17 protein-coding genes are annotated in these 15972 nt (G+C 39.8%); 12 read left to right on the forward strand and 5 right to left on the reverse strand.

Annotation, left to right across the window (positions count from 1 at the left end):
• The first annotated feature begins 52 nt into the window (after positions 1-52).
• The 6 genes from QRD02_RS08310 to QRD02_RS08335 all read left to right on the forward strand — a co-directional run bounded on the left by QRD02_RS08310 (position 53) and on the right by QRD02_RS08335 (position 4308).
• Positions 53-1030, forward strand: a complete 978-nt coding sequence (locus QRD02_RS08310; protein ID WP_290254469.1) for a M23 family metallopeptidase — start codon at positions 53-55, stop codon at positions 1028-1030.
• Positions 1031-1147: 117 nt separating this feature from the next.
• On the forward strand, positions 1148-1477 hold the full coding sequence (locus QRD02_RS08315; protein WP_290254470.1) for a MerR family transcriptional regulator: 330 nt from the start codon (positions 1148-1150) through the stop codon (positions 1475-1477).
• 13 nt (positions 1478-1490) lie between these two features.
• Positions 1491-2096, forward strand: coding sequence for a LemA family protein (locus QRD02_RS08320; protein ID WP_290254471.1), 606 nt, complete (start codon positions 1491-1493; stop codon positions 2094-2096).
• Between the two features lie 78 nt (positions 2097-2174).
• On the forward strand, positions 2175-2636 hold the full coding sequence (locus QRD02_RS08325) for a TPM domain-containing protein (protein WP_290254472.1): 462 nt from the start codon (positions 2175-2177) through the stop codon (positions 2634-2636).
• A 137-nt stretch (positions 2637-2773) separates the two neighbouring features.
• The gene (locus QRD02_RS08330) at positions 2774-3574 is read left to right on the forward strand and encodes a TPM domain-containing protein (RefSeq protein ID WP_435373028.1); all 801 of its coding nucleotides are present in this window, start codon (positions 2774-2776) and stop codon (positions 3572-3574) included.
• Between the two features lie 83 nt (positions 3575-3657).
• A complete protein-coding gene (locus tag QRD02_RS08335) occupies positions 3658-4308 on the forward strand; it encodes a YczE/YyaS/YitT family protein (protein WP_290254473.1) in 651 nt (216 codons plus the stop codon).
• Positions 4309-4362: 54 nt separating this feature from the next.
• Here the strand turns inward: QRD02_RS08335 and der are convergent, their stop codons facing one another.
• Positions 4363-5670, reverse strand: a complete 1308-nt coding sequence (gene der, locus QRD02_RS08340; RefSeq protein ID WP_290254570.1) for a ribosome biogenesis GTPase Der — start codon at positions 5668-5670, stop codon at positions 4363-4365.
• Positions 5671-5750: 80 nt separating this feature from the next.
• Here der and QRD02_RS08345 point away from each other — a divergent pair, with 80 nt between their 5' ends.
• The gene (locus QRD02_RS08345) at positions 5751-6248 is read left to right on the forward strand and encodes a GTP-binding protein (RefSeq protein ID WP_290254474.1); all 498 of its coding nucleotides are present in this window, start codon (positions 5751-5753) and stop codon (positions 6246-6248) included.
• A 15-nt stretch (positions 6249-6263) separates the two neighbouring features.
• On the opposite strand, the gene era is transcribed toward QRD02_RS08345, so the two are convergent.
• Positions 6264-7148, reverse strand: a complete 885-nt coding sequence (era, locus tag QRD02_RS08350; protein ID WP_290254475.1) for a GTPase Era — start codon at positions 7146-7148, stop codon at positions 6264-6266.
• Positions 7149-7247: 99 nt separating this feature from the next.
• Between era and QRD02_RS08355 the strand changes: the two genes are divergently transcribed.
• The 4 genes from QRD02_RS08355 to QRD02_RS08370 all read left to right on the forward strand — a co-directional run bounded on the left by QRD02_RS08355 (position 7248) and on the right by QRD02_RS08370 (position 11146).
• Complete coding sequence (locus QRD02_RS08355; RefSeq protein WP_290254476.1) at positions 7248-7409, forward strand: C1orf53 family protein; 162 nt, start codon at positions 7248-7250, stop codon at positions 7407-7409.
• A gap of 113 nt (positions 7410-7522) precedes the next feature.
• Complete coding sequence (gene hutU, locus QRD02_RS08360) at positions 7523-9505, forward strand: urocanate hydratase (protein WP_290254477.1); 1983 nt, start codon at positions 7523-7525, stop codon at positions 9503-9505.
• A 67-nt stretch (positions 9506-9572) separates the two neighbouring features.
• Complete coding sequence (locus QRD02_RS08365) at positions 9573-10112, forward strand: DUF4136 domain-containing protein (protein WP_290254478.1); 540 nt, start codon at positions 9573-9575, stop codon at positions 10110-10112.
• 122 nt (positions 10113-10234) lie between these two features.
• Entirely contained in the window at positions 10235-11146 is a 912-nt protein-coding gene (locus tag QRD02_RS08370) for a hypothetical protein (protein WP_290254479.1), read from the forward strand.
• A 72-nt stretch (positions 11147-11218) separates the two neighbouring features.
• On the opposite strand, the gene QRD02_RS08375 is transcribed toward QRD02_RS08370, so the two are convergent.
• The 3 genes from QRD02_RS08375 to QRD02_RS08385 form a co-directional block, all read right to left on the reverse strand.
• Entirely contained in the window at positions 11219-13285 is a 2067-nt protein-coding gene (locus tag QRD02_RS08375; RefSeq protein WP_435373029.1) for an alpha-ketoacid dehydrogenase subunit alpha/beta, read from the reverse strand.
• A gap of 105 nt (positions 13286-13390) precedes the next feature.
• Positions 13391-14683 carry a dihydrolipoamide acetyltransferase family protein gene (locus QRD02_RS08380; protein ID WP_290254481.1) on the reverse strand — a complete coding sequence of 431 codons (1293 nt, stop codon included), beginning with the start codon at positions 14681-14683 and terminating at the stop codon, positions 13391-13393.
• An 8-nt stretch (positions 14684-14691) separates the two neighbouring features.
• A complete protein-coding gene (locus QRD02_RS08385; protein ID WP_290254482.1) occupies positions 14692-15297 on the reverse strand; it encodes an acyltransferase in 606 nt (201 codons plus the stop codon).
• 73 nt (positions 15298-15370) lie between these two features.
• Here QRD02_RS08385 and QRD02_RS08390 point away from each other — a divergent pair, with 73 nt between their 5' ends.
• Positions 15371-15967 carry an HAD family hydrolase gene (locus QRD02_RS08390; protein WP_290254483.1) on the forward strand — a complete coding sequence of 199 codons (597 nt, stop codon included), beginning with the start codon at positions 15371-15373 and terminating at the stop codon, positions 15965-15967.
• The last annotated feature ends 5 nt before the right edge of the window (positions 15968-15972 follow it).

Here is a 15972-nt window from a genome sequence, read left to right on the forward strand (position 1 = left end):
ACCTTTACTTCGCGCGAAAAAACAATGCGCAAAAATAGCAATTTTTTAATGCATGTCTAAGGTTAAATATTACTACGATAGCGAAACGCTTTCGTACCAAAAAATAGAGAAGAAGAAAGGTAGAAGACTGAAAATTTTTGCCCTCAGCCTTTTGGGAATGTTTTTAAGTGGCTTCCTCTTGTTATTGGTATATATAAATCTTCCCGCCGTACAAACACCCAAAGAACTGGCGCTTCAACGCGAGCTTCACAATATGGAGCTTCAATTTGAACTTTTGAACAAAAAGATGAACCAGGCGCAAGCCGTGCTTGCTGAAGTTGAGGAACGCGACAATAACTTGTACCGTGTTTATTTTGAAAGTAATCCCATTCCGGAAGAACAACGAAAAGCAGGTTTTGGAGGTATTAATCGCTATAAGGATTTAGAAGGTTTTGACAATTCAAAATTGATTATAAATACTACCCGCAGCTTGGATATATTGACAAAACAGATTGTGGTTCAGTCAAAATCATTGGATGAAATTGCCAAACTCGCAGAAGAAAAAGAAAAATTATTGGCTGCTATCCCAGCGATCCAACCTGTGAAAAATGAAGACCTTACGCGAATGGCTTCGGGTTTTGGATATAGAACAGATCCATTCACCAAAGCAAGAAAATTTCATTATGGAATGGATTTTACCGCCCCTCGCGGGACGCCTATTTACGCCACCGGTGACGGGAAAGTAATTCGTGCCGATAACAATGCCACAGGCTACGGAAATCACGTGGTTATTGATCACGGTTATGGCTATGAAAGCTTGTATGGCCATCTATATAAATATAATGTACGGCCCGGGCAAAAGGTGCAGCGGGGCGACATTGTAGGATTTGTGGGCAGCACTGGAAGAAGTGAAGCCCCTCATTGCCATTATGAAGTTTCGAAGGATGGAGAGCGCATAAACCCAATAAATTTTTATTACGGAAGTTTAACGGCGGAGGAATTTTCTGAGGTCTTGAAAAAATCACAGGAAGAAAACCAATCTTTAGATTAAAAGTTTCAAAATAAAATGAATGGCAAATACCAATCTCTTCTGTCGTCAAATTGAATGCAGTCGAACGGAAAAAACAAAAAACCATAACCCTTAACCCATTACTCATAACGAAGCCAAATGCATATCGAATTGCCCGAAAAACTATATTACAACATTGGCGAGGTTGCTGGGGCTTTTGGCGTTAACACTTCACTGATACGTTTTTGGGAAAAGGAGTTTGACGTTTTAAAGCCAAAAAAAAATGCCAAAGGCAATCGAAAATTTACCCCCCAGGATATTAAAAATCTCGAATTAATTTATCATTTGGTGAAAGAACGCGGCTTTACCTTGGAAGGGGCGAAAATTCATTTAAAGGAAAACAAACAAAAAACACTGGACCAATTTGAAATTATCCGCAAATTGGAATCGGTAAAAGCAGAACTAATAAAAATAAAAGAACAACTCTAAAAACAACCTCATCATGAAAAAATGGTTACCCATTATTATTATCCTTGGCATTATTCTCCTTATCGGCGCCTATATGGCGAGTCTAAACAACAAATTGGTAGTTTTGGACCAGAAGGCAACCGCGCAGTGGGCTAATGTGGAAAGCTCCTACCAGCGTCGGGCAGACCTTATCCCAAACATTGTTAGCACCGCAAAAGGCTATGCAGAATTTGAGCAATCAACCCTAATTGCCGTTACAGAAGCACGAAGCAAGGCAACGTCCGTAAATATTGATCCTTCTAATATTACTCCGGAGCAACTTGCGCAATACCAAGAGGCACAGGCGGGAGTAACCTCCGCCCTTTCGCGTCTTTTGGCAGTTTTTGAAAGATATCCTGACCTGAAGGCGAATGAAAATTTTAAGGAATTAATAAATGAGCTGGAACGAACAGAGAACCGCATAAACGTTGAGCGAAACAGATTTAATGAAGAAGCTCGCCTGTTCAATACCGAAATCAACCAATTCCCCACGAAAATGTTTGCCGGAATGTTAGGTTTCAATGAAAAAGCATATTTCAAGGCCGATGCGGGCAGCGAAAAAGCACCGGAAGTAGATTTTGATTTCGGGAAAGATAAATAAACCGGATGGAAGGTTTTTTGACATTTAGCATAAGAATATCCTTTGTCAAAAGTCTTACCGTCTTAAGTCAATAATAATATGTCAAAAGTTGAAAAATTTCTTTCTTCGGAAGAAGAAACCGAAATAATTGATGCCATTCGGAGTGCCGAGAAAAATACCTCCGGAGAAATTCGGGTACATTTGGAACCCACATCCGTTTCCGCAGAAGAGCCCAATGAACCTATTGATGCCTTTGACCGTGCTGCCGAAGTATTTGAAATGCTTAACATGGATAATACAAAGGAACGCAACGGAGTGCTAATTTATGTTGCGGTGGAAGACAGAACGCTAGTTATAATGGGCGATAAAGGCATAAACGATATTGTTGGGCAGAATTTCTGGGAAAGCACTAAAGATATTATCATCGCGCATTTTAAAAATGGAGATATGGGGCGAGGTTTGGTAGAAGGTATTTCAAAAGCCGGTGAGCAATTAAAAAAACATTTCCCTTTTAAAAAGGATGACACGAACGAACTGCCGGATGATATTTCCGTTGGCTGAAATTTGGTTGAAGGTTGCAAGTTGCCGGTTGAATATTCCGAATTCCAGTTTTAGAAAAAATGGTTTTTAAACTTCTAAACCTATAAATTTTTAAACCTTTAATTTTTAAACTTTTAAACTCTTAAACCTCTAATCTCATCAACATTCTAAAAAAATACCCTTTTTTACTTTCGTTTCTTGCGATAATAATTTTTGCTGAAAATGTTTGGGCGCAGTATGAAATTCCGCCAAAACCTTCGGTGCAGACTTCGGTTTATGATTATATAAATCTGCTCACGCCACAACAGAAATCTTCACTTGAGAACAAATTGCTGCGCTATGCAGACTCTACTTCCACACAGATAGTATGTATCATTATCGGCTCAACGAATGGCGAGGATATTTCTATACTTGGGGCGGAATGGGGACAAAAGTGGGGCATTGGTCAAGGCGGGGAAGATAACGGAATTGTTATAACCCTCGCCAAGGACGACCGAAAAGTGGATATAAACACTGGCTACGGCATTGAATATAGAATTACCGATTTAATGGCCGAACGAATAATTAATAGAATAATGATTCCGGAATTCAAAACTGGGAATTATTACGCTGGGCTCAATAACGGAAGTGATGCAATATTTGCGGCACTAAAAGGCGAATTTAAGGAAGAACGTGATTTTGGCGAAAAGGGAGGTTTTAAAATTCCATTTTTTATCATCTTTATTTTTATCATTATTATCATCGCCCTAATTCGTAAAGGGGGAAAAGGAGGAAATGGCGGGCGCAATAGCGGCGGTGGTTTGCTCGATATCCTAATTCTTAGCAGTTTGGGTCGTGGCGGTTTCGGCGGCGGCGGTGGAAGTTTTGGCGGTGGCGGAAGTTTTGGCGGTGGCGGCGGCTTTGGCGGAGGTTTTGGTGGCGGTGGCTTTGGTGGCGGTGGTGCTAGCGGTGGTTGGTAAACTATGGATTAGAAATAAGCCACAATTACTTTTAAAACCATTTCTAATTTGCGAAGTTTGCCAAAAATTTTCAATGCTTTTCCATGGACCAATCTAATGCCCGCAGCGCGCAAAAATTAATTAGATATACATTTTATTTTTTGGGACTTATTTGCTTTGGCCTGGGCGCAGCGATTACCGTGAAAGTACAATATTTGGGATTGCATCCGTGGGATGTTTTAAACGTAGCGCTATTTGAAAAAATTGGATTTTCCATTGGCACTTGGAGTATACTGGTTGGCTTGGTTTTAATTTTGATTTCATTGCTTTTCAGCAAGAAATATGTTAACCTCGGTACATTTTTAAACGCGTTGCTCATAGGTCCGATAATGGATTTCTTTCTGTGGTGGGACGTTCTTCCAAATGCAACTAATAGCTGGATAGATTATTTAATACTTTTGACAGGCATTTTTTTAATCGGAATTGGTGGAGGACTTTACGTTTCGGGTGGAATTGGAGCGGGACCGAGAGATGGATTTATGCTTTCCATTTCAGAAAAAACTGGATTGTCCGTTAGTCGTGCCCGGATTATGGTAGAAAGTCTAGTGCTGGTAATTGGGTATTTTTTGGGCGGACCGGTTTTTTGGGTAACGTTTATCTTCACTTTTGTGTTAAGCCCCATATTTCAGTTTTCACTAAAATACTTTACCCAACTTCGCTATTCTTTAGAAGGAAAACCATTTCTGAATAAATAGAAAATGTAACTCATTCCTTCCTGGCAAGCACAAAAAATTTAATTGTTGGCTAAATTACTTCTTTCTGAAATAAACCGTAATAGGAACCCCCGAAAAATCAAAATTCTCCCGTAATTTATTCTCAATAAAACGTTTGTACGGATCTTTCACATATTGCGGAAGGTTACAGAAAAACGCAAAACTTGGGTACGGCGTCGGTAACTGCGTACAGAATTTAATTTTCACATATTTCGCCTTATAAGCCGGCGGTGGGTAGGCTTGGATTATAGGAAGCATCACCTCGTTCAACTCGCTTGTCTTCACTTTTTTGCTTCGGTTTTGATAAACCTCGACAGCAGTTTCAATGGCTTTAAAAATTCGCTGTTTTGTCAATACGGAAATAAACACAATGGGCACATCCACAAAAGGTTCAATTTGCTGGCGGATGTATTTTTCATAATCCTTTACGCTACTGCTCTCCTTGTCCTCTACCAAATCCCATTTGTTGGCAAGTATCACGATCCCTTTATTGTTGCGTTGCGCGAGCCAAAAAATATTTTCAACCTGCCCATCAAAACCGCGGGTGGCGTCAAAAATAAGAATAATAACATCGCAATGTTCAATGGCGCGAACGCTTCGCATTACGGAATAAAATTCTAAATCTTCCTTTACTTTGCTCTTTTTACGAATTCCGGCGGTATCCACTAAATTAAACTCAAACCCAAAACGGTCGTATTTCGTATCGATGCTATCTCGTGTAGTGCCTGCAATATCAGTAACAATATACCTGTCCTTTCCAATTAAAGCATTGATGAAAGAAGATTTTCCGGCATTCGGGCGGCCAACCACCGCAAAACGTGGCAATTCGCTATTGTCTTCCTCTTCGCGTTCCGGCAAGGCTTTTACTAAATCATCGAGTAATTCGCCAGTTCCGCTACCATTAATACTGGAGATATTGTATTGATTTTCAAACCCAAGGGAATAAAATTCCAAGGCATCATTTACTCGTGAGGCAGCATCTACTTTATTGATGGCAAGAAAAATGGGTTTTTTAGAACGGCGTAATAGCTTCGCAACATCTTCATCCATTCCGGTTACGCCACTTTCCACATCTACCATAAAAATTATTGCATCCGCTTCATCAATGGCAAGTTCTACTTGTTTGTCAATTTCGGCTTCAAAAATATCATCGCTTCCTTTTACATATCCGCCTGTATCAATCAACGAAAATTCCTTTCCGTTCCAATCGCTTTTTCCATAATGGCGGTCGCGTGTAACGCCACTCACCGCATCAACAATGGCCTCACGGCGCTGTATCAATCTGTTGAAGAAAGTGGATTTCCCCACATTCGGTCTTCCTACCACGGCAACAATGCTCATAATCTCTTTTTTAGGGTGCAAAAATAGGTTTTAGTTGGCAGAAAAAATACTATTTTAACCCCTTAAAAAATAAAAGCCAAGGAATGCTTCCAAATGAAATAATTTTAAGACCCCGATTCAAGCTGGAAGTTGAACAGCCTTGTTCACACTTGTTTGCAAAATTTTCCGAAATAAAAAAATCGCAAAGAAGGTTTGTGGTTTCTTGTATTGACGATCATATTTTCATCAAACTTCCCAATGGACAACAGCATTTTTGGTCGCCCCAATTGCATTTGGAGCTATCAGATTTAGCCCGAAACAAATGTTTGCTGCAAGGTTTTTTCGGGCCAAACCCCACTGTATGGACCATGTTTATGTTTTTGCACGTAGCCGTGGGAATTCTGTTTATGGTGAATTTGACGTGGCTTTATTCCAATTTCAATCTGGGAAATTCATTTGGGTTACAAATTGCTATTACCGTGATTTTAATCCTCCTCTGGATTCTGCTTTACGTTGCCGGAAGAATTGGCAAGAAAAAAGGGAAACCGGGAATGCGCGATTTGTATGATTTTATGGACGAAATTATAAATTCTGAAACTTAAAATTGGGCAAATGGCTCATTGATTATATCCAAATCTGCGCAATTGCCTTTCATTACTGCGCCAATCTTTGTTCACTTTTACATATAGTTCGAGATGGATTTGCTTTCCGAAGAATTTTTCCAAATCCTTTCTCGCCTCAATCCCCACGCGCTTTAAGGCTGAACCTTTGTGGCCGATAATAATTCCTTTTTGGGTTTCGCGTTCAACCATAATTACGCTACGGATGCGGATGATGTTTTCTTCCTCAAAAAACTCCTCCGTATCAATTTCTACGGAATATGGAATTTCCTTTTTATAGTGAATTAATATTTTTTCGCGAATCGCCTCATTTACGAAAAACCGCTCGGGTTTGTCAGTCAATTGATCTTTTGGATAAAATGGTGGCGATTCGGGCAGCAATTCAATTATCCGATTGAAAACTTCAGAAACGCCAAAATTTTGAAGTGCCGAAATAGCAAAAATCTCAGCATTCGGAACTTTTTCCTGCCACATCTTTAAAGCTTCGGAAAGCAGCTCCTCATTGCCTTTGTCAATTTTATTTATAAGAAGTAAAACGGGAATTTTGGAGTTTGTAATTTTGTTGAAAAACGCTTCATCCTTCAATTCCTTTTCGCCCAATTCAACCAAATACAGCAAAATATCGGCATCTTCGAAAGCAGATTTTACGAAGTCCATCATACTTTCCTGAAGCTGATACGCAGGTTTAATAATTCCCGGCGTGTCGCTCAATAATACTTGAAAATCATCGCCATTCACAATGCCCAAAATTCGGTGGCGCGTGGTTTGCGCTTTGGAAGTGATAATGGAAAGCCGTTCGCCTACAAATGCATTCATCAGCGTACTTTTACCAACGTTTGGATTTCCTATTATGTTCACAAATCCGGCCTTGTGCTTCGTCATAACTGTATTGTTTTATTACAAATTTAAGGCATAAATTTCTAACCCGTGGATTTGCTCTCTTTTTAAAACTTTCAATATTGAAATCCTTACTTTTGTGAAATGCTTTTTCCAAAGAAAAATATACCCCTCGAAGAAGGCGATTATTACCTTACGCCCGAAGGCTACAAATGTTTTACGGCGCAGTATCATTTAAAACGTGGCTATTGCTGCCAAAGCGGTTGCCGCCACTGCCCGTATGGGTTTGATAAAAGTAGGCTGTAGGCTGTAGGCTGTAGGCTGTAGGCAAAAATATTTCTTATAAACTAAACTTTTAAACGCATAAACTTTTAAACTTAAAATATCAACTCATAAACTAATCGACTCATTGACTACTAATGACTTTTAAAGAACAAATACAACAAGGAATTCCTTCGGTTTTACCTGAAAAGAAATCTTACGATCCAAACATAAACCACGCGCCAAAACGCAAGGAAATTCTTTCAAAGGAAGAAAAGGAACTTGCGCTTCGCAATGCGCTTCGCTATTTTGAACCAAAACATCACGCCACGCTCCTCCCCGAGTTTCGTGAGGAATTGGAGAAATACGGACGTATTTATATGTACCGTTTCCGTCCCGATTATAAAATTTACGCCCGGCCAATTGAGGAATATCCCGGAAAATGTGACCAAGCAAAGGCAATAATGCTGATGATCCAAAACAATCTGGATTATGCAGTTGCACAACATCCGCACGAATTGATTACTTACGGAGGAAATGGAGCAGTTTTTCAAAATTGGGCGCAATATCTTTTGGTGATGAAATACCTTTCGGAAATAACCGATGAGCAAACTTTAGCTGTGTATTCGGGCCATCCGCTCGGGTTGTTTCCTTCGCATAAAAATGCGCCAAGGGTTGTGGTTACAAATGGAATGATGATCCCGAATTATTCAAAACCGGACGATTGGGAAAAATTCAATGCTTTGGGAGTAACCCAATACGGACAAATGACGGCGGGAAGCTATATGTACATCGGTCCGCAGGGAATTGTTCACGGCACGACGATTACGGTTTTGAATGGTTTCAGAAAAATAAAAAAAGAACCAAAAGGTGGTCTTTTCGTAACGTCCGGACTGGGCGGAATGAGCGGCGCGCAACCAAAAGCCGGGAATATCGCTGGCTGCGTAACGGTGTGCGCCGAAGTAAATAAAAAAGCTACTGAAACGAGGCACAGCCAAGGTTGGGTTGACGAAGTGATTTCAGATTTGGATGCACTTTCCAAACGTGTGAAAGAAGCAATGGCGAAAAAAGAAACCGTTTCAATAGCTTACGATGGAAATGTGGTTGAAGTTTGGGAAAAGTTTGATAAAGATAATATTCATATCGATTTGGGAAGTGATCAAACTTCGCTTCACAATCCCTGGGCTGGCGGTTATTATCCAGCGGGATTGACGTATGGGGAAGCCAACGAAATGATGGCAAACAATCCAGAGCAATTTAAAAAAGAAGTGCAAAAAAGCTTGCGCCGCCAAGTGGAAGCAATCAATAAACACGCAGCAAAGGGAACTTATTTCTTCGACTATGGAAATGCGTTTCTTTTGGAAGCTTCGCGTGCCGGGGCCGATGTTCTGTCCGAAGAAAAAAACAAAGAATTTAAATATCCATCATACGTTCAAGACATAATGGGCCCGATGTGTTTTGATTACGGCTTCGGACCATTTCGCTGGGTTTGTGCTTCCGGAAAACCTGAAGATCTTCAAAAAACCGATGAAATAGCTTCCGAAGTTTTGGAACGATTAATGAAAAACTCGCCAAAGGAAATCCAGCAACAAATGCAGGATAACATTACTTGGATTAAAGGTGCTCAGGAAAATAAATTGGTCGTGGGTTCGCAAGCACGAATACTTTATGCAGATTCTGACGGGCGGGTGCAGATTGCTTCGGCTTTCAACAAAGCCATTTCCGAAGGAAAAATTGGCCCGGTTATTTTAGGACGCGACCATCATGACGTTTCCGGAACTGATTCGCCCTACCGCGAAACTTCAAATATATATGACGGTAGCAGATTCACGGCCGATATGGCGATACAAAATGTAATTGGCGATAGCTTCCGCGGCGCTACTTGGGTGAGCATTCATAATGGCGGCGGAGTTGGTTGGGGCGAAGTAATAAACGGAGGTTTCGGAATGGTTCTTGATGGTAGTGAAGATGCGCAACGACGTTTGGAAAACATGCTTTTCTGGGATGTAAATAACGGAATCGCAAGACGCAGTTGGGCACGAAATGATGAAGCTGTTTTCGCCATAAAGCGCGCGATGGAAAACAATCCGCAGTTAAAGGTTACGCTTCCTAATTTCGTTGACGACAATCTTTTCAAATAAATTTCTTTAACTTTAAAAGAAAACGACAGTTATAAAAATTGTTCGTTTCAACTTAAAAAATTGCATTATGAAAGCACTTAAATTTCTACCCCTATTATTGCTTTTTGTGTTCGCCTCCTGCTCCACCGTTCGCGTGGCGACAGATTTTGACAAAGAAGCAAATTTTACCCAATACAATTCCTTCGCATTTTATAAGCCCGGAATTGACAAAGCCGAAATCAGCGATCTCGACAAAAAACGAATTCTTCGCGCTATTGAGGAAAACCTTACTTTGAAGGGAATGTCAAAATCTGAAACGCCAGATTTACTTGTTAGTATTTTCACTAAAGAACGCGAACGTGTGGATGTTTACAATAACAATTTTGGCTACGGCTGGGGTTGGAATCCTTGGTATTACGGAGGATATTACGGAAGTAGCAGTGTTTCTCGAACCGCTGAGGGTACACTTTTCATTGATTTAATTGATGCTAAAACCAACAGTTTAGTTTGGCAAGGTATGGGAAGTGCCGATTTGGTAACTGCCGATATGGAAAGAAAAGAAGAGCGAATCCGCGAAATAGTGATGAAAATTTTAGCGGAATACCCACCGGGGGCGATGAAAAAGTAAGCCCGAAAAAATCCTCAACCAACAAAATATTCTTCTGAAAAAATTCAGGTTCCCAAGAGCTTACTTGTGGAACGAACTGTAACAATCTACCTCATCGATTTAAAAATTAAAAAGAAAAAGGTATGAAAACATTTAAATTAGTATTGCTGGTATTGCTCACAAGTTTTGGAATACAGGCACAAGAACTCGTTAGTGGAAAAGCTACTTTAACAAAAGTAAAAGAAGGAATATTCGAAATAAAAATAGAAGGTGGCCCAATAAAAGAAATTGATATACGACCCAATGTTGAAGAACATCTTCAGGGCACCTTGGCTGTTCTTTTTAAAGATTGTGAGGAAATAAGACAATCGGTTTTTGATCTAAAATTTATAACGGAAACCGATTTGATAAATACCGTGCAACAATACAATACCTGCAATTACACGCCCTTTGAGCCTACAGAAAATGAAGTGGAGCGAGCTGAAAATTTTCAGGAAGATAAATATAGATTCTTTGCAAGCATTGGCGCTTCCATGAATCGTATCAGTTTTTTCAATTTGGACGATTATGAAAATTTGGCCCAAGGTCAATTAAGTTTCGGGCTGGCTGCGACACCGGGTTTTTTGGGATCGCTGCAGGAAAATTTATATTTTACTTTGGAGGCGAGCGCAGCTTTTTCGGGCGATAAGGATTTTGGCAATTCGCCCTTCGCAACAAATTTTAATAAAAATTCTTTCAGGACAAATTTGGGAACCGAGTTTCATTTCAACAAAAAGGGTTCTATAAATCCACTAATAGGTATTGGCATTGGCCTTGTTCGCGATCATTACGATGGAAATTATAACGATTTCAAAATTAATCAAACGGAAGGAAGTGTTTATTGGACGCCAAAAGCCGGGGTATTGTTCAAGTTGGATAACAAAAAATCGCTGGGTGTAATTGTAAGTTATATTCCCGAATATGAAAACGATCTTTCATTTCTCGCAAATGACGAAATAGTACCTTTGATTATCGATACGTATTATATTAATGCAGGTTTGTATTTCTATTTCTAAAAACTCACAAAATGAAAAGCCTCCAGATTATAGAAGCTTTTCATAAAAGCATAGTTTAATAAAGATTTTTAATTAATAGTTTAACACTTCCAAAATCTTCTTCTTCACCTTTTCCGTGGAAGGAATCATCGTTTCCTCAAGCGTTGAATTAAGTGGAATTGCGGGCATATTTTCAGAACCAATCAACATCACCGGTGCATCCAATTGCTGAAAGCATTCCTCTTGGATTCTTCCCTGCAAACCGCGTGAGAATCCATTTTCTGAAGGTTCTTCGGTTACAACGAGACATTTTCCACATTTTTTTACAGATTTGAAAACTGTTTCATAATCCAAAGGATGAAGTGTTCGAAGATCGACAACTTCAATTTTATCCTGCATTCCAAGCTCTTCGGAAGCATTCATAGCCCAATGCACACCCATTCCGTAGGTAATAATTGAAAGGGTTTCCTCCTCTTCCTGTTTCCAGATTTCCTGCAAAACCCAAGCTTTTCCGAATGGTAAAACATAATCTTCTGCGGGCATTATAGACGTGGCGCCTTTGGTTCCTTTCACTTTACTCCAATACAAACCTTTATGCTCAAAAATCACAACCGGATTTGGATCGTAATAAGCGGCTTTCAACAATCCTTTTAAATCTGCGCCATTGCTTGGATAGGCAATTTTAAGTCCGCGAATATTTGTAACTACACTTTCCACGGAAGAAGAATGGTACGGCCCGCCGCTGCCATAAGCTCCGATGGGAACTCGCAGTATCATTGAAACCGGCCATTTTCCGTTCGAAAGATAACAGCTTCGGGAAACCTCGGTAAAAAGCTGATTGAGCCCTGGCCAAATATAATCGGCAAACTGAACCTCAACAATCGGTTTCAAGCCAACAGCACTCATTCCAACGGTGCTTCCAACGATAAATGCTTCTTGAATTGGCGTATTAAAAACGCGATTATCACCAAATTTCTGAGCTAGTGTCGCGGCTTCACGAAACACGCCGCCCAATCTTCCACCAACATCCTGGCCGTACAATAAACATTCTTTGTGTTTCGACATCAATTCCTCAATGGCGAAAAGTGCACAATCCACCATCACCACTTTTTCACCACCTTTGGGAGAACGTTCGCCCTTTTCTTCGGTAATTTCCGTTGGAGCAAAATCATGCGTAAAAAGATCTTCGGGTTTTGGGTCTTCCGCTTTTAGCGCTTTTTCCAACGAATTTTCAACTTCGATTTTGATTTCGCTTTCGATTTCTGAAAGTTCTTTGTCTTTAAACCCATTGTCCAATAACAATTTTTTCAATTTCGGATACGGATCCCGACTTCGCGCTTCCTCCAAATCATCCCGATAAAATTCCATGCGCACCCCCGAAGTGTGATGGTTCAATAATGGAACTTTTGCGTGTACTAAAAATGGTCTTCTTTCGGTTCTGATTTTTGAAATTATATTTTGAATGGTATTGTAACTTTCCTCAAAATCGGTTCCATCGATTGTAACAGCTTCCAAACCGTGAAAACCTGCGGCGTATTCAAAAGCATTTTGCGCCCGTGTTTCCGCCGCATTTGCTGAAATATCCCACCCGTTATCCTGCACTAAATACAAAATGGGCAATTGTTTTAAAGCTGCCATTTGAAAAGCTTCAGCGACTTCGCCTTCGGTCACCGAGGCATCACCTAAACTACAAACCACAATCCCGCGAAGGCGGGATTCTGTCGAACTGGAAGAAATATCATTTTTTTCAAAATATTCAGCAACCGCATTTCTATTAGCGTTTTTAGTTTGATTCATAGGATTACCGCCTTCGCGGTAATGCAACCCCATAGCAACACCCGTTGCCGGAATAGCCTGCATGCCGGTGGCCGAACTTTGATGTGGAATTTTTGGTTTATCATCATCCTTCAAACTTGGATGGGAATAATAGGTTCTACCGCCCGAAAATGGGTCATCCTTTTTAGCTAAAACCTGCAGCATAAGCTCATACGGTTTCATTCCAATGGAAAGCAACATAGAATCATCGCGATAATATGGAAAAGCGTAATCCTGCGGCAAAAGCTGCATTCCCACGGCTATTTGAATTGTCTCGTGTCCGCGTGAAGTTGCGTGCACGTATTCTGAAACGGTTTTAAAATTTTCTTCATAAATCTTTGTCATTGCTTTTGCAGTGACGAGGGTTTTGAAGGCCTTCTTTAATATATCTTTTGAAATATTCACTTTTTTATTCTTAACGAGGTCTCGACTGCGCTCGACCTGACATTATTAAATTTTTCTGTTAGTATCAAACTGTTCCATATAATCGGCGATTCTTCTTAAAAAAGAACCGGCCAAATAACCATCAACTATTCTATGATCGAAAGAGAGCGATAGATACATCATTTGTCTAATTTCAATTGTATCGCCTTCTTCTCTTTCCATTACTTCGGCGCGTTTTTTAATGATTCCCGTTGCCAAAATTGCAGCTTCGGGTTGGTTGATTATGGGTGTGCCCATTAAACTTCCAAAGGTTCCCACATTGCTAATTGTGAAAGTGCTTCCTTTTGTTTCATCGGCCTTTAATTTATTATCTCGGGCTTTTCCAACCAAGTCGTTTGTCGCAGCAGCCAATTCATTTAAATTCTTTTTATCGGCATTTTTAACAACGGGCACGATTAAATTTCCCGACGGAAGTGCAGTTGCCATCCCTATATTTATATCGTCCTTTACAATAATATTTTTTCCATCCAAAGTGGAATTAATCATTGGAAAATCCTGGATTGCCTTCGCCACACATTCAATAAAAAGCGGGGTAAATGTTAGTTTTTCATTGTACTTTTTTTGAAAAGCTTCTTTATTTTTATTTCGCCAATGTACCATTTCGGTTAAATCTGCTTCCACATATGCTGTAACGTGCGGCGCAGTGCTAGCGCTGAAAACCATATGGTCTGCAATCATTTGGCGCATACGGTCCATCTCTACGATTTTGCCTTTTCCTTTGTCGAATTTTAAATCTGGAACCTGAAATCCTGAAACTTCCGGAACAGCTTGCGCAAACTGAAACGGGCGTCCATTTACTAAATAATTTGAAACATCACTTTTTCGTAAACGGCCATCTTTTCCGGTACCTGAAATTCGAGCTAATTCTTCGTAACTAATGTGATTTTTTCGGGCAATGCTATCAACCAAAGGGGAAATGAAAACGTTTTCGTTTATTTTAAATGATTTCGAAGATGAAGAAGAAGATTTTTCTATTTTTTTCTTTTCTGCAGATGTTGAAGTTTTTGAAATTGCTTTTTCTGAAGATTTGTTCGAAGGTTTTGCAATTCCCTTTTCTCCCGAAAGCTCTAAAATCGCAATCACTTCCCCAACGGGAACAACATCCTGCGCCTTAAATTTATGTTCCAGCATTTTTCCGGACGCTGGGGCGGGTACTTCGTTATCTACTTTATCGGTTGCAACCTCTAAAAGAATATCGCCTTCTTCAAAAGTTTCGCCCTCGTTTACCAACCAATTGATAATCGTTCCTTCGGAAATTGATTCGCCCATTTTGGGCATTTTGAATTCTGTATTCGACATAGTTGTCTCTATTCTTTGTTCTCTTTTCTATATTCAGAAATGGTTTTATAAAAATCTTCCTGCACAGGTCGGTTCTTCGGAATTTCCCGTAACGGTTCCACTTCCCGCAAACTTTCGTGGCAATCGCTGGGTAATTGTTGGTATAATCTTGTTCCGGCTGTTTTCCAGGCAATCATTTCATCTGAAATATTCTTTATTGCTTTTGCAGGATTTCCAACAATCAGTTTTCGTCTTGGAAATTTTTCATCTGCTTTCACAAAACTCATTGCCCCTACGATGCATTCATCGCCAATTTCGGCATCGTCCATAATTACGCTGTTCATTCCAATCAAACAATTTCTGCCCAAATTCGCTCCGTGAATTATTGCTCCGTGGCCCACGTGCGCGCCTTCTTTCAAAACAATACTTTTTCCCGGAAACATATGCACAGTGCAATTTTCCTGCACATTTACGCCATCTTCGAGAATAATCTCACCCCAATCGCCGCGAATTGCCGCGCCGGGACCGATATAGCAATTTTTCCCAATAATCACATTGCCCGTAACGGCAGCGAGGGGATGTACAAAACTACTTTTATGAATTACCGGGATATGGCCCTTAAAACTAAAAATCATTTTTTAATATTTTGCTAAGACAAAACTAAGCCCAAGTTGATTTACTTTATACGTGATTTCAAACAAAAATACTATGAAAATTGTAGTTTATGACCTTAACCAAACTTTATATAAAAAATCGTCGAAGGATTCTTTTTTTAAGTTCGTTTGCTATAAACGTGAACTGAAAATTTTTTATCTGTTCCAACTATTTTGGATCCAGTTTCTGCACAAAACCAATATGATTGGAAAAACTACTTTTAAAGAAAATTTTTACAATTATTTGAACGGATTGCCGCCGGAAAAAGTTCAAAAATATGCTGAACAGTTTTGGAATATGGAATTTCCAGAATTATTCAATTCGAAAATGTTGGCTGACATTAAAAAGTTTGATTCAGAAGGAATTAAAGTATTCATTGTTACAGGCGGATTTGAAGTCTATATCAAATATTTGGAAAAAATTTTGCCGGTGAAAGTGATCGGAACCAAAGCAGAATATCGCGACGGAACCTATAAAGTTATCGGGGAAGCCTGTAATGGCGAAGAAAAAATTAAACGTTTAAATGCCGAGATTAAGGAAGATTATGAAATAATCGAAGCCTATTCCGATGAAAAAGAGCCCATTCTATTCAAAGCAAAAAAAGGGTATTATATTGATGGGGAGAAAATAACCCTCATTCATCAAAAGTAGTTTTG

The sequence above is a fragment of the Aequorivita aurantiaca genome (genome assembly GCF_030410135.1).
GTDB lineage: Bacteria > Bacteroidota > Bacteroidia > Flavobacteriales > Flavobacteriaceae > Aequorivita > Aequorivita aurantiaca.

Bases quoted from the DNA above. Each gene is read 5' to 3' on its own strand.
- hutU (WP_290254477.1), top strand. From the start codon at position 7,523: ATGACTTTTAAAGAACAAATACAACAAGGAATTCCTTCGGTTTTACCT.
- QRD02_RS08335 (WP_290254473.1), top strand. From the start codon at position 3,658: ATGGACCAATCTAATGCCCGCAGCGCGCAAAAATTAATTAGATATACA.
- QRD02_RS08325 (WP_290254472.1), top strand. From the start codon at position 2,175: ATGTCAAAAGTTGAAAAATTTCTTTCTTCGGAAGAAGAAACCGAAATA.
- QRD02_RS08365 (WP_290254478.1), top strand. From the start codon at position 9,573: ATGAAAGCACTTAAATTTCTACCCCTATTATTGCTTTTTGTGTTCGCC.
- QRD02_RS08355 (WP_290254476.1), top strand. From the start codon at position 7,248: ATGCTTTTTCCAAAGAAAAATATACCCCTCGAAGAAGGCGATTATTAC.
- QRD02_RS08345 (WP_290254474.1), top strand. From the start codon at position 5,751: ATGCTTCCAAATGAAATAATTTTAAGACCCCGATTCAAGCTGGAAGTT.
- era (WP_290254475.1), bottom strand. From the start codon at position 7,148: ATGACGAAGCACAAGGCCGGATTTGTGAACATAATAGGAAATCCAAAC.
- QRD02_RS08370 (WP_290254479.1), top strand. From the start codon at position 10,235: ATGAAAACATTTAAATTAGTATTGCTGGTATTGCTCACAAGTTTTGGA.
- QRD02_RS08310 (WP_290254469.1), top strand. From the start codon at position 53: ATGTCTAAGGTTAAATATTACTACGATAGCGAAACGCTTTCGTACCAA.
- QRD02_RS08315 (WP_290254470.1), top strand. From the start codon at position 1,148: ATGCATATCGAATTGCCCGAAAAACTATATTACAACATTGGCGAGGTT.
- QRD02_RS08375 (WP_435373029.1), bottom strand. From the start codon at position 13,285: ATGACAAAGATTTATGAAGAAAATTTTAAAACCGTTTCAGAATACGTG.
- QRD02_RS08385 (WP_290254482.1), bottom strand. From the start codon at position 15,297: ATGATTTTTAGTTTTAAGGGCCATATCCCGGTAATTCATAAAAGTAGT.
- QRD02_RS08380 (WP_290254481.1), bottom strand. From the start codon at position 14,683: ATGTCGAATACAGAATTCAAAATGCCCAAAATGGGCGAATCAATTTCC.
- QRD02_RS08390 (WP_290254483.1), top strand. From the start codon at position 15,371: ATGAAAATTGTAGTTTATGACCTTAACCAAACTTTATATAAAAAATCG.
- QRD02_RS08320 (WP_290254471.1), top strand. From the start codon at position 1,491: ATGAAAAAATGGTTACCCATTATTATTATCCTTGGCATTATTCTCCTT.